The 22,776-nt window shown below is 68.1% G+C and carries 22 protein-coding genes and 1 tRNA gene; 12 read left to right on the top strand and 11 right to left on the bottom strand.

The genetic code is table 11. The annotated features are described in order from the left end of the window. The first annotated feature begins 4 nt into the window (after positions 1-4). The gene (locus L0U85_RS09990; RefSeq protein WP_241377612.1) at positions 5-175 is read left to right on the top strand and encodes a hypothetical protein; all 171 of its coding nucleotides are present in this window, start codon (positions 5-7) and stop codon (positions 173-175) included. A gap of 192 nt (positions 176-367) precedes the next feature. Beyond that, positions 368-1,267, top strand: coding sequence for a sulfotransferase domain-containing protein (locus L0U85_RS09985; protein ID WP_241377611.1), 900 nt, complete (start codon positions 368-370; stop codon positions 1,265-1,267). On the opposite strand, the gene L0U85_RS09980 is transcribed toward L0U85_RS09985, so the two are convergent. The 5 genes from L0U85_RS09980 to L0U85_RS20640 all read right to left on the bottom strand — a co-directional run bounded on the left by L0U85_RS09980 (position 1,264) and on the right by L0U85_RS20640 (position 8,611). Continuing rightward, on the bottom strand, positions 1,264-1,935 hold the full coding sequence (locus L0U85_RS09980) for a response regulator (RefSeq protein ID WP_241377610.1): 672 nt from the start codon (positions 1,933-1,935) through the stop codon (positions 1,264-1,266). The genes L0U85_RS09985 and L0U85_RS09980 overlap by 4 nt on opposite strands. Then, positions 1,932-3,524: a sensor histidine kinase gene (locus L0U85_RS09975; RefSeq protein WP_241377609.1), complete on the bottom strand. Its 1,593-nt coding sequence runs from the start codon at positions 3,522-3,524 to the stop codon at positions 1,932-1,934. Before L0U85_RS09975 ends, L0U85_RS09980 begins: the two co-directional genes overlap by 4 nt. 41 nt (positions 3,525-3,565) lie before the next feature. Further along, positions 3,566-5,140, bottom strand: a complete 1,575-nt coding sequence (locus tag L0U85_RS09970) for an SLC13 family permease (RefSeq protein ID WP_241377608.1) — start codon at positions 5,138-5,140, stop codon at positions 3,566-3,568. 334 nt (positions 5,141-5,474) lie between these two features. After that, positions 5,475-6,929, bottom strand: coding sequence for a class II fumarate hydratase (locus L0U85_RS09965; RefSeq protein WP_241377607.1), 1,455 nt, complete (start codon positions 6,927-6,929; stop codon positions 5,475-5,477). Between the two features lie 125 nt (positions 6,930-7,054). Further along, positions 7,055-8,611 carry a cellulose binding domain-containing protein gene (locus L0U85_RS20640; protein WP_277605615.1) on the bottom strand — a complete coding sequence of 519 codons (1,557 nt, stop codon included), beginning with the start codon at positions 8,609-8,611 and terminating at the stop codon, positions 7,055-7,057. Between the two features lie 829 nt (positions 8,612-9,440). Here L0U85_RS20640 and L0U85_RS09950 point away from each other — a divergent pair. From L0U85_RS09950 to L0U85_RS09930, 5 genes are all read left to right on the top strand, one after another. Continuing rightward, positions 9,441-9,956: a hypothetical protein gene (locus L0U85_RS09950; protein ID WP_241377606.1), complete on the top strand. Its 516-nt coding sequence runs from the start codon at positions 9,441-9,443 to the stop codon at positions 9,954-9,956. Continuing rightward, on the top strand, positions 9,953-10,615 hold the full coding sequence (locus L0U85_RS21280; protein WP_241377605.1) for a DUF2637 domain-containing protein: 663 nt from the start codon (positions 9,953-9,955) through the stop codon (positions 10,613-10,615). Before L0U85_RS09950 ends, L0U85_RS21280 begins: the two co-directional genes overlap by 4 nt. Before the next feature lie 116 nt (positions 10,616-10,731). After that, the gene (locus L0U85_RS09940) at positions 10,732-11,925 is read left to right on the top strand and encodes a helix-turn-helix domain-containing protein (protein ID WP_241377604.1); all 1,194 of its coding nucleotides are present in this window, start codon (positions 10,732-10,734) and stop codon (positions 11,923-11,925) included. 193 nt (positions 11,926-12,118) lie between these two features. Beyond that, entirely contained in the window at positions 12,119-12,256 is a 138-nt protein-coding gene (locus tag L0U85_RS09935) for a hypothetical protein (protein WP_241377603.1), read from the top strand. Beyond that, positions 12,253-12,543, top strand: a complete 291-nt coding sequence (locus L0U85_RS09930) for a hypothetical protein (RefSeq protein ID WP_241377602.1) — start codon at positions 12,253-12,255, stop codon at positions 12,541-12,543. Before L0U85_RS09935 ends, L0U85_RS09930 begins: the two co-directional genes overlap by 4 nt. Positions 12,544-13,258: 715 nt before the next feature. Here the strand turns inward: L0U85_RS09930 and L0U85_RS09925 are convergent. The 4 genes from L0U85_RS09925 to L0U85_RS09910 form a co-directional block, all read right to left on the bottom strand. Next, positions 13,259-13,780, bottom strand: coding sequence for a hypothetical protein (locus tag L0U85_RS09925; RefSeq protein ID WP_241377601.1), 522 nt, complete (start codon positions 13,778-13,780; stop codon positions 13,259-13,261). 234 nt (positions 13,781-14,014) lie between these two features. After that, positions 14,015-15,376, bottom strand: a complete 1,362-nt coding sequence (locus tag L0U85_RS09920; protein WP_241377600.1) for an AAA family ATPase — start codon at positions 15,374-15,376, stop codon at positions 14,015-14,017. Next, the gene (locus L0U85_RS09915; protein ID WP_241377599.1) at positions 15,373-15,741 is read right to left on the bottom strand and encodes a hypothetical protein; all 369 of its coding nucleotides are present in this window, start codon (positions 15,739-15,741) and stop codon (positions 15,373-15,375) included. The genes L0U85_RS09920 and L0U85_RS09915 overlap by 4 nt, the downstream gene beginning before the upstream one ends. Next, a complete protein-coding gene (locus L0U85_RS09910; protein ID WP_241377598.1) occupies positions 15,738-15,929 on the bottom strand; it encodes a helix-turn-helix domain-containing protein in 192 nt (63 codons plus the stop codon). Before L0U85_RS09910 ends, L0U85_RS09915 begins: the two co-directional genes overlap by 4 nt. 207 nt (positions 15,930-16,136) lie before the next feature. Here L0U85_RS09910 and L0U85_RS09905 point away from each other — a divergent pair, with 207 nt between their 5' ends. Continuing rightward, entirely contained in the window at positions 16,137-16,586 is a 450-nt protein-coding gene (locus L0U85_RS09905; RefSeq protein WP_241377597.1) for a helix-turn-helix domain-containing protein, read from the top strand. Beyond that, a complete protein-coding gene (locus tag L0U85_RS09900; RefSeq protein WP_241377596.1) occupies positions 16,586-17,743 on the top strand; it encodes a site-specific integrase in 1,158 nt (385 codons plus the stop codon). The genes L0U85_RS09905 and L0U85_RS09900 overlap by 1 nt, the downstream gene beginning before the upstream one ends. A gap of 85 nt (positions 17,744-17,828) precedes the next feature. Here the strand turns inward: L0U85_RS09900 and L0U85_RS09895 are convergent. Beyond that, positions 17,829-17,904 (bottom strand) — tRNA-Asn (locus L0U85_RS09895). Between the two features lie 302 nt (positions 17,905-18,206). Here L0U85_RS09895 and L0U85_RS09890 point away from each other — a divergent pair. Then, the gene (locus L0U85_RS09890) at positions 18,207-18,536 is read left to right on the top strand and encodes a hypothetical protein (RefSeq protein WP_241377595.1); all 330 of its coding nucleotides are present in this window, start codon (positions 18,207-18,209) and stop codon (positions 18,534-18,536) included. 63 nt (positions 18,537-18,599) lie between these two features. Here L0U85_RS09890 and L0U85_RS09885 read toward each other — a convergent pair whose 3' ends face one another. After that, a complete protein-coding gene (locus tag L0U85_RS09885; protein ID WP_241377594.1) occupies positions 18,600-21,080 on the bottom strand; it encodes a glycoside hydrolase family 3 C-terminal domain-containing protein in 2,481 nt (826 codons plus the stop codon). Between the two features lie 126 nt (positions 21,081-21,206). Here L0U85_RS09885 and L0U85_RS09880 point away from each other — a divergent pair, with 126 nt between their 5' ends. Together L0U85_RS09880 and L0U85_RS09875 are read left to right on the top strand one after the other, a co-directional pair. Further along, positions 21,207-21,818: a TetR/AcrR family transcriptional regulator gene (locus tag L0U85_RS09880; RefSeq protein ID WP_241377593.1), complete on the top strand. Its 612-nt coding sequence runs from the start codon at positions 21,207-21,209 to the stop codon at positions 21,816-21,818. After that, positions 21,815-22,672: a putative RNA methyltransferase gene (locus tag L0U85_RS09875; RefSeq protein ID WP_241377592.1), complete on the top strand. Its 858-nt coding sequence runs from the start codon at positions 21,815-21,817 to the stop codon at positions 22,670-22,672. The genes L0U85_RS09880 and L0U85_RS09875 overlap by 4 nt, the downstream gene beginning before the upstream one ends. Positions 22,673-22,776: the final 104 nt, after the last annotated feature.

Here is a 22,776-nt window from a genome sequence, read left to right as displayed (position 1 = left end):
TTCGGTGCGCAGCTTCGAAGTCGCGGTCCTGCTTGTGCTGCCTGATCCCCGACCGGATCTCGCCACCGGCCGCGCCTTGTCGACGGTGCAGTCGGCGAGCAGCCGCGTCGCGATCTCGCCCGTGCTCGAATCGGCTCCGGCCCAGCAGGTCGTAGGTCTCGTCGATGAGTTCTGAGTTCATGTCCTTGTACAGTCCCTTGTGGCTCGCGTTGAGCACGCTTCGGCGATGTTCGGCAGCGGGTCGATCGAGCCGAAGTCGGTGGTGCGGGACAGCTGGTCGGCACTGAGCTGCTTGTAGTCTGGTCGACAACGGTCAATCCACGCAATTCAGGAACTTCACCCGTCCTCTCGCGCAAGGAGGAACACAGTGGCCGCACCCGCCACGCACTATCAGAGCCTGCTCATGGACAACGCCCGATGGGACGGCGTCGAGCTCCGCGACGGCGACATCATCGTCACCACTCCCGCCAAATGCGGCACCACCTGGACGCAGATCATCTGCGGCCTGCTGGTGTTCGGGCGGCCCGAGCTGCCGAAGCCGCTCGACGAACTCTCGCTGTGGGTAGACGCCTTCTTCCGCCGCCACGACGACCTCGTCGCCGCCCTGGAGGCGCAGGAGCACCGCCGCTTCATGAAGTCCCACACCCCGCTCGACGGCCTGCCCTGGGACGAGAGGGTCACCTACGTCGGCATCGGCCGCGACCCACGTGACGTCGGCATCTCCATGGACAACCACATGGCCAACATGGACATGGAGGTCGTCATGAGGATCCGCGAAGAGGCGATCGGAACCGAGCGGGCCGACCTCGGCTCGGAGCCGCCGCCGGCCCCGACCCTCCACGAGCGCTTCTGGAACTGGGTCGACTCCGACGACGTCATCATCGGGCTCAAGGGCATGATCACCCACATCGAGCGCCTCTGGGAGCGCCGCGGCGAGGCCAACGTCGTTCTCATGCACTACGACGAGCTCAAGTCCGACCTCGACGGACAGATGCGCCGGCTCGCGGACGTCCTCGGCATCGCGATCGACGAGGACGTCTGGCCGCAGCTCGTCCGTGCCGCCACCTTCGACGAGGTGCGCGGCAGGGCCGAGACTCTCGCCCCGGAAAGCACCATCTGGAAGGACAGGGCCGATTTCTTCCACAAGGGATCGAGCGGCCAGTGGAGGGACCTGCTCGACCACGACGACCTGGAGCGCTACCGCGCCCGCATCGCCGAGCTCACCACCCCCGAGATCGCCCTGTGGCTCCACGGAGGGCCGTTCTAATCCAGCCGGTAGCAGTGCTCGGGGCGTCCGGCTCCCCCGTAGCGCGGCTGCCGCGCGACCACGCCGCGGTCGGCCAGCAGCTCCAGGTAGCGGCGCGCGGTGACCCGCGCGATCCCGACCTCCTGGGCGATCTCGCTGGCCGATCGCGGCTCGCTCGACGCCTTGAGCGCGTCCACGACGGCCGTGAGCGTCTCGCCGCTGAGCCCCTTCGGCAGCGGGCCGCCGGTGCTGGTCCGCAGCGCCGAGAACGCCAGGTCCACGTCGTGCTGCGCCGTGTCCTTCCCGCCTTCGGCCAGGCGGTTGCTGAACTCCGCGTAGCGCTCCAGCTTCTCCCTGAACGCCGCGAAGGTGAACGGCTTGATGAGGTAGAGGACCACACCGTGCGCGACGGCGGCGCGCACCGTCTGCGTGTCGGCCGCCGACGTGACGGCGATGATGTCCACCTCGACGCCCGCCGCCCGCAGTCCCCGGCAAACGTCGAGACCGGACATGTCGGGCAGGTAGAAGTCGAGCAGCACCAGGTCCGCGCCGCGCCGGTGCAGGAAATCCAGCGCTTCGCGGCCTGAATGGACCATGCCGGCGGCGCGGAAGCCCGGCACCCGGTCCGTGTACTGGACGTGGGCGGCGGCCAGCTGCGGGTCGTCCTCGACGACGAGGGTCTCGATCATGGCTCGGGTGTCCCTTCGGGCCGGGGCAGCCGGACGGTGAAGACCGTGCCCGGTTCGGTGTCGACGGCGACGGTACCGCCGTAGCGGTCGATGACCTGCCGCACCAGTGCCAGGCCCAGGCCGCGGCCGTGCGGGCGGTCGTCGGCCTTCGTCGACCAGCCGCGCTCGAACATCTCCTCGGGCCGGTCGGTGGCCGGACCCGGTCCCGAGTCGCCGACCCGCAGCGTCAGGCCCGAGGCGTCCTGGTCGATCGACACCGTCACCCGCCGCGGCGCGCCGCCAGCCGCCGCGGCGTCCAAGGCATTGTCGATGAGATTGCCCGCCAAGGTGATGAGGTCCCGCGGTTCGATGCCGCCGCCGTCGGCGGTGCCGCCCTCCACCGTGAACTCGATGCCTTTCTCGCCCGCCTGGTAGGCCTTCCCGAGCAGCAGCGCCGCCAGCGCCGGCTCGCTCACGCGCGAGACGATCCCGTCGACGAGCTGCTGCGCCGTCGCGAGCTCGGTCGTGGCGAACTCGACCGCCCTCTCGGCGTGCCCCAGCTCGATCATGGTGACCATGGAGTGCAGCCGGTTCGACGACTCGTGGGCCTGGGCCCGGAGCGCCTCGGCGAAGCCGCGCACCGAATCGAGCTCGCCGGTGAGCGCCTGGAGTTCGGTGCGGTCGCGGAAGGTGGCGAGGGTGCCGAGGGTGCGGCCGCCTTTGAGGGCCGGGCGCTGGTTCACCACCAGCACCAGCTCGCGGTGGACGTGCAGTTCGTCCTCGGCGGGCCTGCCGGTGGCGAGCAGGTCGGCCACCGATCCGGTCAGACCGAGCTCTTCGACGGCTCGGCCCTCGTAGTCCTCGGGCAGGTCGAGGAGCCGCAGCGCCTCGTCGTTGGCTAGGACGACCCGGCCGTCGTCGACGACGACAAGTCCCGAGCGCACCGAGTGGAGGATCGCGTCGTGGAGTTGGTACATGCGGGTGATCTCGGCGGGGCCGAGGCCGAGAGTCTGGCGGTGGAGGCGCCGGTTGATCGCCCAGGTGCCGGCGGCGGAGACGAGGAGCATGAGCGTGGCCAAGCCGAGGAGCTGGGGGAGTCGGCGGCGGAGCTCGCCGCCGATGTTCTGCTGCAGGATGCCGACGGAGACGAGGGCGGCCACCTCGCCGTTCGCGTCCCGGATCGGGGCGATCGCGCGGACCGAGGGCCCGAGTGTGCCGGTGTACTCCTCGGTGTGGACCCGGCCTTCCAGGGCCGGGGCGACGGTGCCGATGTAGGACTTGCCGACCTGCTCGGGGTTGGGGTGGGTGTAGCGGGTGCGGTCGGTGTCCATGAAGACGATGAAGTCGACTCCGGCGGCGTCGCCGACGGCGTCGGCGACGCCGCGAAGTTTCGGGCCCGGATCGTCGGCGCCGATGGCTTCGCGCACTTCGGGCAGGGCGGCCAGGGAGACGGCCAGGCCGGTGACCTCGGCGGTCGCCTTGGTCTCGGCGCCGCGCCTGGCCTCCAGGTAGACGAGGGTGGCACCGGCCAGGAGGAGGACGACGACCACGGCCGCCTGCAGCGCGAGCACCTGCCGCGCGACAGACGGCCGCGTCCCTTTGAGCTTCACGACACCATTGTGCTAGGGGGTGTCCGGTGGTCCCGACCGGCCTAGAAGTCGATGCCGAGCACCGGGCCGCCTAGCAGGTACACGGCGGCGGTGATGAGGACGATGCCGATGAGGTTGAGCCAGACCCCGGCGCGGACCATCTGGCCGATGGTGACCTGCCCGGAGCCGAACACGATCGCGTTGGGCGGGGTGCCCACGGGCATCATGAACGAGCAGGTGGCGGCGAACGCGGCCGGTATGAGCAGCAGCAGTGGGTCGACTCCGATGCCGACGGCTACGCCGCCGAGGACCGGCAGGAACGTGGCGGCTGTGGCCGTGTTGCTGGTGAGCTCGGTCAGCATGAGGACGATCAGGCAGATCGCGGCGACGAGCAGGATCGTCGGCAGAGTGCCGAGCCCGCCGACCTGGGTGCCGATGTACTCGCTCAGGCCGGTGTCCCTGACCGCGCCGGCGATGGACAGGCCGCCGCCGAACAGCAGCAGGACGCCCCACGGGATGCCGCCTTGGACGGTCTTCCAGTCGATCGCGAACTCGCCTTTGCGGGCCGAGACGGGGATGAGGAACAGCGCGACGGCGGCGGCGACGGCGATCGAGGGGTCGTCGAGGTAAGCGGCGAACGGCAGGACCGAGGTGATCGCGGCCGATTCGGTGATGAAGTCCTTGAACACCCACAGCAGTGCGGTGGAGGAGAAGACGCACAGGACGGTCCACTCGCCTCGGGACATGCGGCCCAGGCTCTTGAGGTGATCGGTGATGACGCTCTTGCCTCCGGCGATCTCTGTGATCTTGACCGGGAAGATGACGCGGGTCAGCAGCAGCCAGGCGATGACGAGGAACACCGCCGAGAGGGGGACCCCGATCATCATCCAGTCGGCGAAGTCGATGCTGAGGCCGTATTCCTGCTCGACGAAACCGGCGAGGATGAGGTTGGGCGGGCTGCCGATGAGCGTGGACAGGCCGCCGATGGTCGCGGCGAAGGCGATGGCGAGCATGAGGGTGACGCCGAATCGCTTGACGGCCGGGTCGGGTTCGTCTTCGGTCTCTTCTCCGTTCAGCGGCTTGGCGGCCATGGCGAGGACGCTCAGTCCGATGGGCAGCATCATCATGGTGGTGGCCGTGTTCGAGACCCACATGGACAGGAACGCGGTGGCGATCATGACCCCGAGGACGAGGCGGCGGGGTTTGGTGCCGACAAGGCGCATGGTCAGCAGGGCGATGCGCAGGTGGAGGTTCCACTTCTGCATCGCCAGCGCGATGATGAAGCCGCCCATGAACAGGAACACGGTGGGTGAGGCGTACGGAGCTGTGGCTTCTGCGACCGGCATGATCCCGAGGAACGGCAGGGCGACGATCGGGACGAGTGCGGTGGCCGCGAGCGGCAGGGCCTCGGTCATCCACCAGACGGCCACGAGGATCACGGCGGCGGCGGTGGCTCGGCCCGCGTCGGTGAGCGCCGGGTTGTCGGGGATGAGGAAGTAGGCGAGGAGGGCGAGGACCGGGCCGAGGATGCGGCCGGTCCAGATGCGGGCGGTGGGCAGGTGTTTCTCGCCGGCTCCCGGCCGGGGACCCGCCGATTCGCGGATGGTCTCCGCGGTGCGTGGAGAGGTGAGGGCCATGATGATCTTTCCCCTTCGAAACATCGTGTTCAGCCGGCCTTAATCAGGCCGTGTTCGAAGAGTGTCAGCAGTCACATGACTTGTCGCTATTTAGGTCGTAATGGTCTCGGCGATCCAGTCCTCGACGACGCCGGTCATGGTCTTCAGCGGGATCGAACCGCTGGAGCGGACGCGGTCGTCAAGTGCCGCATGTCGAATCGGGCGCCGAGCCTGCGCCGCGCCCGTTCCCTGAGGCCGTCGATGCGGCGGCGCCCGATGATGTACGCGATAGCAGAGGCGTGCCAGGCGATGCACCGGTCGACTTCGTCGGCGATTTCGACACCGCCGCACGGGATCACTCCTCCATGTCCAGGTCCCTACGGGGGTCGCCGACCATAGTGGCGGGGTCGACGATGCGGTCGAAGTCGTCAGCGTCCACGCCGAGCGCGAGCGCCGCCTCGCGCAGCGTCGTCCGCTCCTGGTCGGCCTTGTGGGCGATGGCCGAGGCCCGTTCGTAGCCGAGGTGCGGGCTCAGCGCCGTCACGAGCATCAGCGAGCGCCCGACCAGCGTGGCGACCTGGTCGGCGTCGAGCTCGGTGCCCTCGACACTGTGGACCCTGAGGCTCTCGCAGGCGTCGGCGAGGATCCGGGCCGAATGCAGGACGTTGCCGGTGACGACCGGGCGCATCGTGTTGAGCTCGAAGTTGCCCTGCGCTCCGGCCGATGCGACGATCGAGTCCTCGCCGATCACCTGGAGGCAGACCATCACCGCGGCCTCCTGCTGCGTCGGGTTGACCTTGCCGGGCATGATCGAGGAGCCCGGCTCGTTGGCCGGCAGCCTGAGTTCCTGGAGCCCGGCGCGCGGCCCCGACGAGAGCCACCGCATGTCGTTGGCGACCTTCATCAGCGCCACCGCGACGCCCCGCAGGCCCGCGCTGACGGCGACCATCCCGTCCAGCGAGCCCTGCGCGGCGAACTTGTTTGACGCGGTCCTCAGCGGCAGGCCGGTCAGATCCGCCAGCTTCGCCGCGATCGCCTCCCCGAAACCCTCGGGGGCGTTGATACCGGTGCCGACGGCGGTGCCGCCCGCGGCGAGTTCGCGGATCGACTCCAGCGAGCGCTCCAACCGGGCGGCGGCGTCGCGCAGCTGCGCGGCCCAGCCCGACCACTCCTGGCCGACCGTGAGCGGCGTCGCGTCCTGCAGGTGCGTGCGTCCGATCTTGACGATGTCGACCCACTGCCGCGCCTTCTCCGAGATCGCGTCGGCCAGGGCGCTGATCCCCGGCAGCGTCCGGTCGCGGACCGCCAGGAGCGTCGCTATGTGCATCGCGGTCGGGAACCCGTCGTTCGTCGACTGCGCCATGTTCACGTGGTCGTTCGGGTGGACTGGGTGCTTGGACCCGATCTCGCCGCCGAGCAGTTGGCAGGCGCGGTTGGCGATCACCTCGTTGACGTTCATGTTCGACTGCGTCCCCGACCCGGACTGCCAGATGCGGAGCGGGAACTCCGCATCGAGCTCGCCGGCGATCACCTCGTCCGCGGCCGCGACGATCGCTTCGGCGGCGGCCGGGTCGAGCCGGCCGGCGTCGGCGTTGAGGAGCGCCGCGGCCTTCTTCACTTGGCCGTAGGCGTGGTGGAGTTCGTGCGGCATGCGGTCGTCGCCGATCGCGAAGTGGATCAGCGACCGCTGCGTCTGCGCACCCCAGTAGTGCTCGGCGGGTACCTCGATCGAGCCGATCGAATCGGTCTCGACGCGGGTGCCGGTGGCACCGGTGCCGACCGGCAGGGACTTGAGCTTCCTGGTCGCCATAGCCCCGGACGATACTCCGGCCGAGTCGGTATGTGCGGGACCCGCGAACCCGCAGGGACTGATACAGGTCGGCCCCGCAACCGCACCCGGTTGCGGGGCCGTGCCCGTGCCGTTCTATCGGCGTATCAGCCGAGTGCTCCGGTGCCGGTGTGCCGCAGGGCCTGGTCGCGGGCCTGCTCCGGGCTGAGCGCGTCGTAGTCGTACGGGACGGTGAAGTCGGTGGTCGACTCCAGGTGCTCGTGCGCGGTGTTCTCGAAGGCGTTGTCGACCAGGTGCCAGTAGCCGGTCTCGGGACTGCCGTAGAACCAGCCGACCGCGCCCTTGACGTGGCCGGTGTTGCCGTCGGCCCGGCCGGTGCCCACGTTCTCGAAGTAGTTCCCCTCGACCAGGACCTGCGCGCCCATGCGGGCGTTGATCGCGGTGTCCCCGATGTCGAGGAAGTAGTTGTTGAGCATGTGCACCTCCGAGCGTCGGATCAGCGGCACGCGCGAGCCCAGATTCTCGAACAGGTTGTTCGCGTAAGTGATCTTGTCGCCGTTGGCGCCCTCGCTGTCGTTGGAGGCGGTCAGCATCGTCTTCCAAGCGTCGTGGAGGTGGTTCCAGGAGATGGTGATGTACTCCGAGCCGCCCTTGATGTCGATCAGGCCGTCGTAGTAGTCCTTGTCCACATCGGGGTACTCGTTGTGGATCTCGTTGTGGTCGATCCAGATGTTCGAGCTGCCGCTCTGGACGCCGATCCCGTCGCCGCCGCCCTCGCTGACGTGGTGGATCTCGAGGTTCCGGATGACGACGTTGTGCGCCCCGGACACGTTGAATCCGATCCCGTCGAACTCACCGGCGTCGCCGACTCCGATGATCGAGACGTTCTCGACGTCCCTGACGTCCATGTTGACGCACGAGCAGTTGCTCGGGCTGATGGTCCCGTCGACGTAGATGACCAGGCCCTCGTCCGAGCCTGCGTCGCGATGCTCTTTGAGCAGGCCGTACATAGCGTCGCCGTCGCCGACCGTGTGCTCGCTGACGGTGGCGGCCCCGAACCCGCCGGTGGTGCCGCCGTTCATCGCGGCGTAGCCCACGGGGCCGTCGGCGGCCGCCGGGGGGTCCTCGGCGCCCGGATCGTCGGACGGATCCTCGGTCGGCTCCTCAGTGGGCACGTCCGTCGTCGGCTCCTCGGTCGGCTCCTCGGACGGCTCGCCGGTCCGCTCCTCGGTCGGCTCCTCGGACGGCACCTCGCCGTTCTTGCCGCAGGACTCGCCGTTGATCGTGACGTCGGTGATGTCGGCGCCGGGGCCGGAGCCGATGAGGCCGAACACCCGGGTGGTCTCGCCCTCGTCGATGACGGCGTTCCATCCGGAGTCCGAGGCGGTGAAGTGACGGCCGTCAAGTGACTGGTCGGTGACGTTCCAGGCGCTGATGCCGGAGACAGCGCTGGCGAAGTCCCATTCGATGGTCCAGCCGTCGATCGCCTCGTCGGCGGTGATGCTGACGTCGGCGTGGAAGCCGGAGCCCCAGTCGTTGACGATGCGGTAGTCGACCTGGCATCCCGGGTCGGCGCTGGCGTTGGTCGCCACGACGACCGTCAGCGCGCCTGCGCCGAGCGCGCCGACCACGCCTGCTGCGATCGCGATCGTTCGGCGTCTCGTCTTCTGTGTGACTTGAGGTGCTTCTCGGGGTTCGTGCATGCTCGCATTGCTCCTTCAGAAGGCCGGGCCGCGAGGGGCCCGGCGGCGAGAAATGCAAAGTGGAGCGTGATCAGGGGCGCGACCGGGGTAAGGGTCGACGCCGATGCCGGGTGACGGCGGTGACCACTCCACAGTGCAAACGTATTCGGCTGAAGGCTACTGAACCGTGCAGACCCGGTCAATACCCCGACGTATATTGCATTGTGTCAATTTGGATAACAGTGAACACATAGCGCCACAGGGTGATCGGTGTATTCGAGTCGACTCCTGGGGGCGCGATTCGGTGACTGCCGTGTCTGACGGCGAAATCCGACGGCGCGCAGGTGCGAGGCGTGAACTCATCCGGGCTCGGCACGATGTTCCCTGCGCGGGCGGGGGACGGGCCACGGCAACCTCTGGTTCACGGTCGCCTACTCTGCGCTCTCCGTGCATGCGGGGTTTCTTGAACTTCTCGGGCATGAAGTGCGCTGCCTCCTCGGCTTGGAGGGGCAGCCCTCTTCTGGAAGCTCTGCTGCCGGAAAGCGACTCCGAGGCATGAAAAAAGCCCGGCTCAGCGTTGCCGCTGACCGGGCCGTGCCCCACTGTCTCAAGGTGGTGGCTCCCCGAGATGGACTCGAACCATCAACCCTTCGTTACATCCGGGCGGGATAGCCACCAGCGGTTACAGCTCGAAAACCGTCATTACGCAGGTAAGACGCACTCAACGAATCGCAATGTTTCTCGGCGTTTCGCTAAGTGTGTGTACCTAGTGCGTACTGAAAAGCGAAAGCCCGACCAGCGCTGATACCGCTGACCGGGCGAAGCCGGGACCTGAACGGAAGGTTCCGACATGACCAACTCTACCCACCCGCTCCCCGAGGTTCGGTGCGGCGACGCCGCGACACACCTCCTCCGCGGCACCCGAGGCGACGGGTCCGCCATCGACATCTACAGCTCTCCCGCCTGCGACGACAGCATCCGCGCCTACCTCGAACTGTACGGCTACACCGTGGCCGAGGTGACCGGCGCCGAGGTCGACGGCTGCGGCTGCGGCTCCCAGGCCGTCGTTGATGACGTGCGCGCCGAGAACGAGCGCCTGGCCGAAACCCTCGACGACGCGATCGTCGAGAACGCCGAGCTGGCAGCCGAGGTCGAGCGGCTCAAGAACTGCAACAACGGCCTCTGGTACATCCTCTGGGGCGAACTGAGCCTGGACCAGGCCAAGGCCGAGGCCCGCAGGGGCCGACGGCTCAAGGACAAGCTGCACCATGACCCGAGAGTCACTGCGACGTGGGAGGCGTTTCACGACGCGCTCACGTCCGCGATCCGTGCCGGGCAGGACGCCAAGCTTGGGGAGGCGCTGTGACGCACTCTGAGCGCAAGCAGTACTCGGCCGAGCGCGAGGACGCCCGGGAGGCTTACCGGCGGTCTGTGGCCGCTGGGGTGCCGTTGTCGGGCGCGAAGCTCGGCGCCGAGTTCGGCCGCTCCGAGCGGTGGGGCCGCGACCGGATCAAGGAAGTCAAGGCCGAGGGTAACGGCGGCGTCGTGACCCTTGCCGAGGGTGTCACCGAAGCTGACACCCCTGCCGAAGCGGCAGGCGAGCGGCAAGTCCCGGCACAACCGCGGGGCGCGGCGGCAACCGCCTGGCTCGCGCTCGTCCTCGGGATCGGCGCCTCCGTGGGCGCCAACATCCTCCACACCGTGAACGTCGTCAGCGACGGCACGAGGAGCCTGCCGCAGGTTGCCGGGGCCGCGTTCTGGCCCGTCGCGCTCGTCGTCGCCATCGAAGTCATGGCCCGCGTCCGCTGGCCTGCCTCGGTCGGGTACGCGCTGGTGCGGTTCGCCGGGGTCGGCGCGGTCGCCGTCGTCGCCGCTGTCGTGTCCTACCGGCACATGTCCGGCCTACTCGCACACTGGGGAGAAGACCCGCTGTCGGCCCACCTCGGGCCGATCGCCGTTGACGGCCTGGTGACAGTCGGGGCGCTCGCACTGCTCGCGATCCATAAGGCCCGCAAGGAGGTCTAGGCTTGCCGTCGGCCCGCTCCAAGTCGTCGCGCTCGGGGCGGGCCTCTGTGCTGGCGCCATGAGACTGTAGGCCGTAGCCTGGGAGAATGAACGGCGTTGATCCCTCAGACTCAGCAATGCCCTTCGGCGCACGCCTAAAGTACTACCGCAACCGCGCCGGCAAGACCCGCGAAGTCCTCGGCGGGCTCCTCGGCAAGTCCGGCAGTTGGGTCAAGGCCGTCGAGACGGGCCGGTTGCAGATGCCGCGCCTGCAGACCCTCCTCAAGATCGCCGAAGTGTTGAACATCCGCGACGTGGCCGACCTCGTCGGCGACCAGCCTTTGCCCATCGAGTCATTCCGCGGCCCAGGGCACCCGGCGCTAACCGCTGTCCGCAAGGCCGTCAACAACTTTGCTCTCGCCGAGCCACATGAGGTCAACCTCGCGCACCTGCGATTGCGCCTGGCGGACGCCTGGCGGGTCCGGCACGCCTCGGCCAACCACCGCACCGCCCTCGGTGAACTCCTCCCCGGCCTCATCACCGAAGCTCAAGCGGCGACGACCACTGCCGACCTGGCCGAGCGGCGCGAGGCATACGCGATCCTCGCCGAGGTGATGAACCTGGCCCAGATGTTCGCCGCCTACCAGCCCGACGGCAACCTGTTGTGGCGCATCGCCGAGCGCGGCATGATGGCCGCCCAAGAGTCCGGCGACCGCGCCGTGATCGCCTCGGCGGTCTGGTTCATGTGTCAGGTCCACCGCGACGCTGGCCAGTGGGACGACTCAGCCGACGTCATCGACGGCGCCCTGCGGATGCTGGAACCGCGGCTACCGGACGCGCAGACGGCTGAACTGTCGATGTACGGGGCGCTGAGCTTCGAAGCGGCCTACACGGCAGCCAGGGCGGGCGAGGCCGGCCAGGCGTGGCGGATGTGGGACCGTGCCGACGACGTCGCCTCACGGCTCCCTGAGCTCCACTACCACCCGCAGACGTCGTTTAGCCGAGCGATCATCGGCGCGCACGCGGTGACGGCGGCCGTCGAGCTGGCGCAACCGGGGACCGCACTCCAGTACGCGCGGCGCACCGATCCGGCGGCGATTCCCTCAAACCCGCGACGCTCGCGGCACCTGGTCGAAGTCGCCCGCGCCCAACACGCCCAAGGCCAGTTCGCCGAAGCGCTCGCCACGCTGCACGATGCGCAGCGGACCGCGCCGGAGACTGTCCGCTACAACGGGTTCGCCCGCCGGATGACGCTGCAACTGCTGGAAGGCCCGAAGCCGCTGCGACAGAGCGCGAGCGAGCTTGCCGCAGCCGTCGGCCTGGTCGACTGAGCGCGAGAGCCGCTCTCGTCGTTGGGGGTACATTCTGTGCCCCTTCACTCTCCTCAATGCCCTTACGGTCTCCTGCAAGGCCGTCGGCGTTACCGCTGCTGATCCCGGCGCGAGCCGTCCGGGTAGGCGGACGCTGGCGCTGACGCGGTAACGCCGACGGCCCGACAACCACAGGGCCGACCGACGGGGACACATGCCGAAGCAGCAACGGAAGACCGACGCCGAGATAGCCGCAGGCTTCCACATCGCCACCCGCGACGGAAAGACGTGCCAAGAGTGCTTCATGGCCTGGCCTTGCCCCACCGCCAAGGAGAACCAGGAGCAGCGATGAACACTGACGGACTGCTAGACCGACTGCCGGGCACAGTGCTCGGCGTGTTCGAGGTCCAACCCTTCACCTACGCCATAGAAGACGCCGGGCCCGACGTGGCCCGAGTGAACCTGGTCAACGTCGCCGAGAAACTCACCCCGCTCGCCGAAGTCGTCCACGACCACGGCCGCGTCGTCGGCATGGTGTGCCGCGACCTGTGGAAGTCCACCCCCGCCGACCGGAAACGGCAATGGCGCCTCGAAGCGGCAAGGATTCTCGCCGGAGCCGCCGCCGACGGCAAGCTCTAGGTTCCCCTCCGGCTGACGTTGCGCGCGAAGCGTTAGTCTCATCTGGACGGTAGGTTCCCTGGGAGCACCGCCGCTGGCCCTACTTTGCGTGTCTCCGCAAGATTGTCACCAGGCTTTTTCGGTGGTCGCCGAATAAGGGCCCCAAGAGCGTCGCTACTACCGACGCCCTTGGGGCCCGGTTCGTAGTGGAGATGTCCGTTTCCGCGATACTGTCGCGCGTTGGAGTCGAGAACCCGACCCGAACCAGGGGCGTCCAACGCCAAGGACGCCCCTAACCCCTCCCGCACGACGGAAAACCACTCTGACCAGGCAAAACACAACCCGCTGAGAGCCACCCTAAGCGACTACCAGCGGGTTACGCATACCTGCACCAGGACGGCCCACACAGAACCGACACTCACACCCAGCCCCTCAGAGACCGATTCGTGGGAACCGCCTGCACAGGAAGAGCCATGGGGCCGGGCTCAGAGGTATGTCCTATTTTCCCGTACAGTGGGTGCCCCCCGGCCTGTCCCCTTGGCCCTCTGCGCCTTGAGCATCTGGTCGTGTTCGGCCTTCGAGATGCCGCGAGCTTCGCGCCACATGCGTAGGGCTCTGGCTCGGGCTCGTGTCCTGCGGGCATCGGAGGCGCGGTCGATCTGCGCGATGATCGGTGCGCGTTCGTTGGCGGACTTGAAGCCTGCGAGTGCGTGTCGGCGCTTCGCTGCTGTCATGGTCATTTGGTCAGCTCCAGGTCGTCGGTGTCGGGTAGGTCGGGGAGGCTGGCGAGGGCCTCCACCACGGCTCGGCTGAGTCGGTGGGCGCGGTCAAGCCGGCCCGCGTTTGCGGCTTCTGCGGCCTTGGTGCTCAGTTCCCGGGCGCGTTCCTCGCCGTGCCTGCGGCGGGCGCGGATGTTGGATTCGGTGACGCGCTCGATCAGTGCGCGGCGGAGGCTCCCGAGCGATTCGCTGACGGCCCCGTCGGGTCGGGTGCCGGTCTCGCGGGTTGATGCGGCGGTGGCGTCGATGTCGGCGCTGATGCGCCGTAGCCGTTCGGTGTGCGCGGCCCATGTTGCGGAGTCGGCGCTGTCGTTGGGTGCCTTGGGGAGTCCGGCGACGCCTTTGCCGATGGTGCGCCAGCCTCGGGCGAGTTGGCGTTCACGGGCGCGTTTGCATGTGTCGGAGCAGTAGATGCGGCGGCGGCCGGGCCTGGCGGGTTCGCTGATGCTGTCGGCTTTGCGGACGATCTTGGGGCACATGGCGCATCGGGTGGTGCGGCCTGCTTCTGCGAGGCTGTGTCGCTGGGCGCACTCGCGTGAGCAGGCTATGGCCCAGTCTGGGATGGGTGCGGTCTTGTCTGCGAACCGTGCGGTTTGGACGATTTTTGCGGTTGGCACGTTGTCGCCGCAGCGGACGCATGTCCGGTGGGGCGCGCTCTGAGAATTCACCATGTGTTGAATTATAGGCGAGCGGCCCGACATGATGACCCGTTCTCACTGTCCGGCCTCCTGGGCGTGGTCGGGGCCGCCTGGTGCTTGGCGGCAGTCGGTGCAGTCGCGGCCGTGCTCGCCGGTGCTGCGGCCGGGCCACCACATGTGCGACGTGGCCGACTCCGACTCCATAGGTGCCGCCATAGATGCCATAGATGCCACGCCACGAGAGCTGGCATCTATGGCATCTATGGGGGAATCTATGAGCGACCACGTCACCGTTGAACCCTTGCCGAACCCGCTGCGCTTCGTCGTCGCGACCTTCGCCCGGGCCTTGCGGATGGGGTCCTCTTTGAAGTCGGCATGCTTGGCTGCCTCGATGACGTCCTTAGCGAGCGCAGACCCGCCACAGTGGGTGAGGTAGTCCCGAATCCACGCGGAGGCTTCACCACGCTCGCTGGTCTCCCCTGGGTCACGACTGACGAGCGTGTCCTCGACGGACCGCTCGGACTCGCCGGTGAACTCCAGGCGGCCCACGTTCGCCTTGCCCTTGCGGGTGTCAATGTCGACGCTGTCGATGCGGTAGCCCAGTGAAGGCAGATCCAGGCGGCCTAGCGAGTTCTTCGTCTGTGTCATGACCTGCTCGTCGGTCTCCCGGTCGCGAGCGAACGCGAGGATGGCGCGGGCGAGGTCTTTGAACGCACCGGACCCGCTGATGAGCTGTGAGGCGTCGGTGCCGGACGCTTTCGAGAAGTGCATGATGCCGAGCGTGAGCGCCTTGGTTCGTTCGGCCATGCGCACCAGCGGCTCCAGTGCGCGCCGGACGTCCTGGGTCCGGTGAGCGTCGGTACCGCTGCCGAGCGTCGACATGATCGGGTCGACGATGAGCGCGGCGGCGTCGTATTCGGCGATGGCCTTCTCGATGAGTTCGACGTCGGCAGGGAGCGACACCATGACTTCGCCAAACCGGACGTCTTCGACCTCGACGCGATAGACACGGGACATGTCGGCACCGGCGGCGATGAGTCTCGGGACGAGGGTGCGCGACCATGAGTCCTCTACGGCGCAGTAGAAGACGGCCTTTGGGTGGCCATGGAAGGTGCCCGGGAGTTCACCCCGGGAGAGTTGGGCGGCGAGCCAGATTCCGAAGCTGGACTTGCCGGTGCCCTCGCGGCCGGCGGCGAGGGTGAGTGCCCCTGCGGGTATGCGTCCGCGGTCGGGTCCGTCTTCCCACGCCCATATGACCGGCTCGGGTTCGATGTCCGAGGCCGGGGTGAGTTTGATTCGCCGAAGTGATTCAGTCCCGGTTGGTATGCACTCACATCGTGAAGAATGGGCTTGGCATCCCTCGCAGACCATGTAGTCCGGAACCCGAAGACTGGGGACAATCGCCTTGCCGCACTTCTCGCACTTCTGGTCGCTCATTGGCCGGTCTCCAGTTCCTTGGGGCCGAGGCCAGCGAGTAGGCGCCACCGGTTCGCGCCGCGGTGGTCGGGGTTGGCTTCGCGCTTCCCGACCCCGATGGCACCCAGCGCCCACGACCATGTCTCGTCTGCGACGCGTTCGCCGTGGACGTGGCCGACTTGGTAGCCGTCGGCGTAGCCGGCCTTGAACCCGTCCTCATAGGCGCGGCGTTCGTCAGCGAGGGCGGCGGCGAGCCGGTCGAGTGAGGCGACGACGTCATAGACGCTGGTGGGTACTTCGTCGGTTATCCTGGTGGTGGTCTGGCTGACCTTGTTTTCTGCCGCCTCGGGTTGCTGCTCGGGGCGGCTTTCTCGTGTCTGACTCACCGGTCGCCCCCCTTGGCGTTCTCATCGACGTACTTCTGGAGGTCTTCCCAGCGATACCGGGCGTAGCGGCCGATCTTTGACCAGCGCGGTCCCTTGCCGAGGTAGCGCCATTGAGCGAGCGTCCCCTTGGGGACTCCGAGGAATTCCGCCGCGTCGTCGACACTTGCCAAGCTTCGAACTTCGGCCATCGTCACCCTCCCTTGGATTGAATCACTGCCAACTTGGCAGCATTCAAGATGATGATGGGAGTATGACACGAGGTCTCAACCCTTCGCAACTTGGTGTGCAATACTCCGATGATGGAAGCAAAGCAACCGGCTAAACGAGCCAACACGCCCTCTGTGGTCGGACGCGCGGTGAGTGCGAACCTTCGGCGCATCCGTGGGGAACGTCGAATGTCCACGCGCGCAGTGGCGGAGAACATGACCGAGCTAGGCCGCCCAATGGCAGCAACGGCAATCACGAAGATCGAGGCCGGCGGTCGGCGCGTCGATGTAGACGACTTGGTGGCGTTGGCACTCGCGGTGGGCGTCTCGCCGGTAACCCTGCTGATGCCAGTTAAACCCGACGACGACGACGACGAAGCCATCTGGCTGAATGAAAAGGTCGGCGCGCCTTGGGACCTGGTGTGGCGGTGGATGCATGGTGAGCAGGCCATCACCGGGGGAGTGGGGAGCTATCAGGACTTCATCGCCGAGAACCGGCCCTACGAGAAGGAGATCCGTGCTGAGCTTGCGCGGTTCCTCGCCTCCCGCGGCCTTGAACGGCCCTACGTGGTCACAGCCCACGGGACGAAGGCCGGGCCAATTGAGGTTGAGGTGCATCTAGGCAAGGAAGGTGAGTAATGGCCCGGGTGTGGGTAGAGGACCGCATGGAGCATTCGGCCTATCGTGAGGCCGTCGAGAAGGCCAAGGCGGACGGCCGCAGGCCACCTGCGCGATGGCGGGTCCGATGGCGCGACCCGGACGGCAAGCAGCGGTCAAGGTCTGTGGAGCGCAAGCCAGATGCTGACGCGCTACGAACCAAACTGGAGAACGAACGCAACCTCGGCGCCTACCGCGATCCCGACGCCGGCCGTGTCCGCCTGGGCGACGTCGCCGAGACCTGGATGGCCGCGCAGGTGAAGCAGAAGCGGTCCACGTTGCGGCTGTACCGGATCGCGATCGACAACCACATCAAGCCGCGGTGGGGCGACATGGCGGTCGAGCGCATCCGCCGCGACGACATCGCCGCATGGCTCGGCGGGCTCGAATGCGGGGCATCGCAGAAGCGGCAAGTACACGGCGTGCTCTCACGCATCCTGGACTGGTGCGTGCCCGACAGGATCGCGGTGAACCCGGCCAAGTCGGTGCCGCTGCCGAAGCCACCCGAGGGCCGCAAGGTCTATCTCACTGTCGCGCAGGTGGAGGCGCTCACGAACGCAGCCGAGCGGGATGTGACGCGGGTATTCATCCTCGTGTTGGCCTATGTGGGCCTGCGGTGGGGGGAGGCTGCGGCGGTGAAGGTCGGCAACGTCGACATCACGCGCCGACGCATCCGCATTGAGTCCACTCTGATCGAGGGCAAGGGCGGACTGTACGAGGACACGCCGAAGACGGGGAAGGCGCGCACGGTGCCGCTGCCAGCGTCGGTGGCCGAGGAGATGGCGCCGTTGGTGAAGGGTCGGGAAGCCGACAGCTACGTGTTCACCACCCCCGCGGGTACGCCGCTGCGGGCGGGCAACTGGAGGCGTCGAGAGTTCAACCCGGCGCTGACGGCGGCCAAGCTGGACAACAAGGGCATCACGCCGCATGCGTTGCGGCACACCGCCGCTAGCCTCGCGATCGCCGAGGGCGCAGACGTGAAGGTGGTCCAAACAATGCTCGGACACGCTGACGCGACGGAGACGCTCAACACCTACGGGCACCTGTTGCCGGACCGGCTCGACGAGGTTTCCGACCGGATGGACGCGGCCCGTTTGAAGGTGATCAAGCCTGAAGGCTTGCGATCCGACGAGAAGTAGTGTGTACTGGAAGCGTACCGGCGGCAGACACGCCAATGGCGCAGATCAAACTTAATAGCGTCTGACCTGCGCACATGTGCGGTTTTGGCTCCCCGAGATGGACTCGAACCATCAACCCTTCGATTAACAGTCGAATGCTCTGCCAATTGAGCTATCGGGGAAGGGGGACCGCTTCGGCTTGCACCGTGCGAACCGGATACGAGAGTACAGGACCATCACGCCCCCGCGCCACGGGGGGCGGTGTGGCGTTGGTCCAACTCGGCACCCGGACGGTCCTTCGAAAGCCGACCGGCTGTTCGCCCGGATTCGGCGAGGAACGCTCAGAGAGGCTGTGAACCACTGATTCACCCCAGGGCGTTTCCGTCATGGACCTTCGGGGCACCCCCTGATGAGGCAGAATGGCCGCTGTATGCGAACGCGCTAAGTAACGGCTCGAAAACTCGCCGAGCCGAGGGAGGCAACCATGCGCAAATGGTATTTCGTAGCCGGACTCGGGATCGGCTACGTCCTGGGTGCGAAGGCAGGAAGGGAGCGATACGAGCAGATCCTTAGCTGGAGCCGGGAGGTAACCGGTAACGACCGGGTCCAGCAGGTGGCGACTTCGGTTCGGGTCCAGGCGAACAAGGCCGCTTCGGCCGCGCAGGACAAGATAAAGGGCACCAAGTTCGGCGAGATCGTCGAGGGCTTCGGCCCCGGCGAAGACTCGCCGAGGGCGGAGCCGTGGGACTCCGCCGGAGTCACCACGCCGGCCCGCAGCGACCGCGAGATGCGAGAAGACGCACCCGGCTTCTGACGCACACGCGGGCACGCGGCGGTGGGAGGGGCGCATTCGCCCCTCCCACCGCCGTCAGTCCGCTTACCGGGCCTTCTTGAGCTGCGCGCTCAGACGCAGGTCGGCGACCGAACGCCCCGCCTCCACCGTCCACGTCCCCAGGACGGTCCTCCAGTCCGCTTCCGCCTCGTCCCACACCTGGAACGAGCGCCCGTCGAGCGTGACGGTCACCTCCACCGCCTCGCCCGCCTCGGCGCTGATCGCCTCGAAAGCGGCGAGCCGGTGCTTCTCGATGCCGCCCGGCACTGCCGTGTCGGCCCCCGGCGCGAGGTAGACCTGGACGACCTCGCGTCCGGCGCGGTCGCCCGAGTTGCGCACCCGCACCGTCACCTCCTCGCCATCGACGCACAGCTCTTCGTAGTCCCACTCGGTATAGGACAGACCGTGCCCGAACCAGTAGGCGGGTTCGGCGTCGTGCCGCTCCCACGCCCGGTAACCGATGAAGACGCCCTCGGCGTAGTGCAGCCGGCCCTCCTCGTCCGGCGCGACGCGCGTGACCGGCGCGTCGGCGAGCGTCTTGGGCCACGTCGTAGGCAGTCGCCCGCCCGGTTCGGCACCGAGCAGGACGTCGGCCAGAGCGCGGCCCCCTTCCTGCCCGGGGAACCAGGTCAGGAGGATTGCGGCGACCTCGTCGCGCCAGGGCATCTCGACGGGCGAACCGGAGTTGACGACCACGATCGTGTTCGGGTTGGCCGCGGCGACGGCGGCGACCAGTTCGTCTTGGCGGCCGGGAAGCCGCAGGTTCGGCCGGTCCCAGCCCTCGGATTCGGTGAGGGCGGTGGTGGAGACGACGACCACGGCCGCCTCGGCGCGCCCGGCGGCCTCGACGGCGTCGGCGATGAGGCGGTCCTCGTCCGGTCGCGGCTCGGTGTGCATGAGGCCGAACAGGACCGACGGCGGGAAGCCGGGTGGGAAGGCGAACGGCGTGAATTCCATGCGCACGTCGATGGTCTGGCCCTGTTCGAGATGGACGGTGCCGCGTTCGACCCCGGCGCCGAAGAAGGACTCGAACGGGTCGTCGGGGTCGACGGAGTAGTCGTCTTCGAACACGGTCTCGCCGCCGATGTCGAGTTTGATGTGCCCCGAGCCGCGGGTGCCGAAGGTGTGTTCGCCGGTGGTCGTGGCGGTGTAGGTGCCGTCGAGCACGGCGTGGTGGAAGTCGTCGGTGGACATGCCGGGGGTGTAGCCCATCCACTTGACATCGCCGTTCGCGAGCGGTTCGGCGGGGCGCTCGGTCCCGTCGTTCGCGACCGGCCGCACTCGCAGTTCGAAGCCGTTCGCGGCGGGGAGGATCTGTTCGTGCAGGTCGACGCCCTGGTGGTAGTCGACGCGGTCTGCGAGGCGCTCGCGCAGTCCGGCGAGCGGGGAGATGACGTGTTCGGGGAAGACGGTGGCCGATCCGCCGCCGAGGACGCGGGCGTCGGCGGCGGCCGGGCCGATGAGCGCGAGGCTGTGGAGGACGTCGCCGGCCAGGGGCAGCATCGGCGCTTCGTCACCTGCGGGGATGTCGTTCTTGACCAGTACGAAGGAGCGGCGGGCGGTCTCGCGGAGGAACTCGCGGGCGTCGTCGGGTCCGGCCGCCGGTTCGGTGACGGCCGGTTCGACGCCGCGGAGCGCGCCGACGCGGGCGGCGAGTCTGAGGACGCGGCGCACGGCGGCGTCGACGTCGGCTTCGGAGGCGCGGCCCTCGCGCACGGCCTCGGCTAGCGGCGGCCCGTAGACGGTGTGCGGGCCCGGCATGGCCAGGTCGAGGCCGGCTTCGATGTCCTCGACGGTGTGGCGGGCGGCGGACCAGTCCGAGACGTTGAACCCGTCGAAGCCGAATTCGTCGCGCAGGACGCGCATGAGCCGCCTGTGGGCGGTCATGGTGTGGCCGTTCACGGAGTTGTAGGCGGTCATGACGCCCCACGGGCGCACGGTTTCGGCGGTCATCTCGAAGGGCCGCAGGTAAAGCTCGCGGAGGGCGCGCTCGTCGATGATGTTGTCGACAGTGAACCGGTCGGTCTCGGCGTCGTTGGCGACGTAGTGCTTCATCGTGGTGCCGACGCCGCCTTCCTGCACGCCGGCCACGTAGGCCCGAGCGATGCTCCCGGTCAGGTACGGGTCCTCGGAGAACGCCTCGAAGTGCCTGCCGCCCAGCGGGGAACGGTGCAGGTTGATCGTCGGGGCGAGGAGCACGTCGACATGTTTGCGGCGGGCCTCGGCGGCGAGCAGGCGGCCGATTTCACGCACGAACTCGGGGTCCCAGGAGGCGGCCTGCGCAGTCGGGCTCGGGAGGGCCAGGGACGGATCGGCGACCGTCCAGAACCGGCCGCGCACGCCGATGGGGCCGTCGGAGACCGTCATCGACCGCAGCCCGATCTCGGGGATCTCCAGCAGTCGCCACATGTCGATGCCGGCGAGCAGAGCGGCCTTGGTGTCGAGGTCGAGACCTGCGAGCGCGGCCTCGACGGCGTCGTCGTACTCGGGGCGGTCGGCCGGGACCGTCCATTCGGCGTCACTCATGGCCTTGCCTTTCCGTGTGGATACGAGCAGTGTGGCATCGTCGCCGAATGACCGGTAGGACATGCAACCGAATTGTTATTCCCCAGTCTGTACCGTTGGAGCCCGCCCACCGTCAGAGAGCAGCCGATGCCACCAGCACCCGTATCGCACAATGGAGTCAGGCACGGAGCCCGAGGCCGGGCCCGCCGCGAGGAGATCGTGCGCGCCGCGATCGAAGTGATCGCCGAGCGCGGCTTCCGCGGCTCCAGCCTCGCCGCCGTGGCAGAGAAGGTCGGCCTCACCCAGCAGGGCCTGCTCCACTACTTCCCGACCAAGGACGAGCTGCTCATCGAGGTGCTGCGCCAAAGGGATGAGTGGGACAACGGCGGCTCTCCCGAAGCGGTCGAGAGCTCCTGGACCATGGCCGGCCTCGACACGCTCGTCCAGGCCAATGCCGCACGCCCCGAACTCATCCGGACCTTCTCGGCGCTCCTCGGCGAGTCCGTCACCGAAGACCACCCCGCCGGGGAGTACTTCCACGACCGCTACCGCCGCACCAGGAGGGGGATGGAATCGGTGCTCCGCCGCGAATGGGGCGATCGGCTCCCGTCCGGGCTCACCCCCGCCGAAGTCGCGCCCCTGCTCATCGCGATCATGGACGGCCTCCAGTTCCAGTGGCTCCACGAGCCCGACTCGGTCGACCTGGTCGCGTCCTACCGCGCCTTCGTACACCTGCTCGACCCCGAGGACGCCCGATGACGCTCCCCGCGCTCCACGCGCTCGCCTGCCCCAACTGCGGCCAGGCCCTCGATCAGACCGAACGTCGGCTCCACTGCCCCGACGGACACTCCTTCGACCTCGCCAAACAGGGCTACGCACCCTTGATCGCCCCCGGAGCCAACACCACCACCGGCGACACGGCCGACCAGATCGCGGCCCGAGAGGACTTCCTGTCCTTGGGCGCCTTCGACCCGCTCATCGACGCGACCGCGCGCGCCTGCCTCACCGACGCACCCGGCGTCCTCGTCGAACCGGGCTGCGGCACCGGCCACTACCTCGCCGCCGCCCTCGACGCCGACGAGCGGCGCGAAGGCATCGGCCTCGACACCTCCAAGTACGCGCTGCGCCGAACGGCGCGAAGAGTTCTGCGGCGAGCCGCCGGAACCCAAGGGCGACTCGCCGCAGTGCTCGCCGACGCGTGGACCCGACTGCCGGTACGCGACGGCGCCGCCGCCGCGGTCCTCAACGTCTTCGCCCCCCGCAACCCCGACGAGATCGCGCGAATCCTCCACCCGAGAGGATTGCTGGTGGTGCTGACCCCCCGGCAGGACCACCTGCGCGAACTCGTCGGCGCCTTGGAACTGTTGAGCGTCGACCCCGCGAAACCGCAGCGGACCGTCGACCAGCTCGGCACGGCGTTCACGGCCGAGCAGACCGACGAGCTTCGATATGTGATCGAACTCGGCCGTGACGACGCCCTGCGCCTCGTCGCGATGGGACCCAGCGCCCGGCACCACGATCCCGCCGCACTCGCCGCGGCGGTCGAGAAGTTGCCCGAGCCGATCCGCGCCACCGTCTCCGCGACCGTCACCCGGTGGCGCAAGCGAAGCTGAACGAACCCCCTGTCATCCAGTCGCCGCGCCACCGGGCTCCGGTCAATACCCCCGATGGTTGGCCTTGTCCTCATTTGTCATAGCCAGTACGGTACTGAGCAACA

This window comes from Glycomyces sp. L485 (genome assembly GCF_022548875.1).
GTDB lineage: Bacteria > Actinomycetota > Actinomycetes > Mycobacteriales > Micromonosporaceae > Glycomyces.
The sequence above is the reverse complement of the archived record's forward strand: the minus strand, read 5'-3'. Positions and strand labels throughout refer to the sequence as shown.

Excerpts from the sequence above, each read along its gene's own strand:
- L0U85_RS09980 (WP_241377610.1), bottom strand. The coding sequence starts at position 1,935 with ATGATCGAGACCCTCGTCGTCGAGGACGACCCGCAGCTGGCCGCCGCC.
- L0U85_RS09970 (WP_241377608.1), bottom strand. The coding sequence starts at position 5,140 with ATGGCCCTCACCTCTCCACGCACCGCGGAGACCATCCGCGAATCGGCG.
- L0U85_RS09965 (WP_241377607.1), bottom strand. The coding sequence starts at position 6,929 with ATGGCGACCAGGAAGCTCAAGTCCCTGCCGGTCGGCACCGGTGCCACC.
- L0U85_RS20640 (WP_277605615.1), bottom strand. The coding sequence starts at position 8,611 with ATGCACGAACCCCGAGAAGCACCTCAAGTCACACAGAAGACGAGACGC.
- L0U85_RS09950 (WP_241377606.1), top strand. The coding sequence starts at position 9,441 with ATGACCAACTCTACCCACCCGCTCCCCGAGGTTCGGTGCGGCGACGCC.
- L0U85_RS09940 (WP_241377604.1), top strand. The coding sequence starts at position 10,732 with ATGCCCTTCGGCGCACGCCTAAAGTACTACCGCAACCGCGCCGGCAAG.
- L0U85_RS09935 (WP_241377603.1), top strand. The coding sequence starts at position 12,119 with ATGCCGAAGCAGCAACGGAAGACCGACGCCGAGATAGCCGCAGGCTTC.
- L0U85_RS09930 (WP_241377602.1), top strand. The coding sequence starts at position 12,253 with ATGAACACTGACGGACTGCTAGACCGACTGCCGGGCACAGTGCTCGGC.
- L0U85_RS09925 (WP_241377601.1), bottom strand. The coding sequence starts at position 13,780 with ATGTGCCCCAAGATCGTCCGCAAAGCCGACAGCATCAGCGAACCCGCC.
- L0U85_RS09920 (WP_241377600.1), bottom strand. The coding sequence starts at position 15,376 with ATGAGCGACCAGAAGTGCGAGAAGTGCGGCAAGGCGATTGTCCCCAGT.
- L0U85_RS09910 (WP_241377598.1), bottom strand. The coding sequence starts at position 15,929 with ATGGCCGAAGTTCGAAGCTTGGCAAGTGTCGACGACGCGGCGGAATTC.
- L0U85_RS09905 (WP_241377597.1), top strand. The coding sequence starts at position 16,137 with ATGTCCACGCGCGCAGTGGCGGAGAACATGACCGAGCTAGGCCGCCCA.
- L0U85_RS09900 (WP_241377596.1), top strand. The coding sequence starts at position 16,586 with ATGGCCCGGGTGTGGGTAGAGGACCGCATGGAGCATTCGGCCTATCGT.
- L0U85_RS09890 (WP_241377595.1), top strand. The coding sequence starts at position 18,207 with ATGCGCAAATGGTATTTCGTAGCCGGACTCGGGATCGGCTACGTCCTG.
- L0U85_RS09885 (WP_241377594.1), bottom strand. The coding sequence starts at position 21,080 with ATGAGTGACGCCGAATGGACGGTCCCGGCCGACCGCCCCGAGTACGAC.
- L0U85_RS09880 (WP_241377593.1), top strand. The coding sequence starts at position 21,207 with ATGCCACCAGCACCCGTATCGCACAATGGAGTCAGGCACGGAGCCCGA.
- L0U85_RS09875 (WP_241377592.1), top strand. The coding sequence starts at position 21,815 with ATGACGCTCCCCGCGCTCCACGCGCTCGCCTGCCCCAACTGCGGCCAG.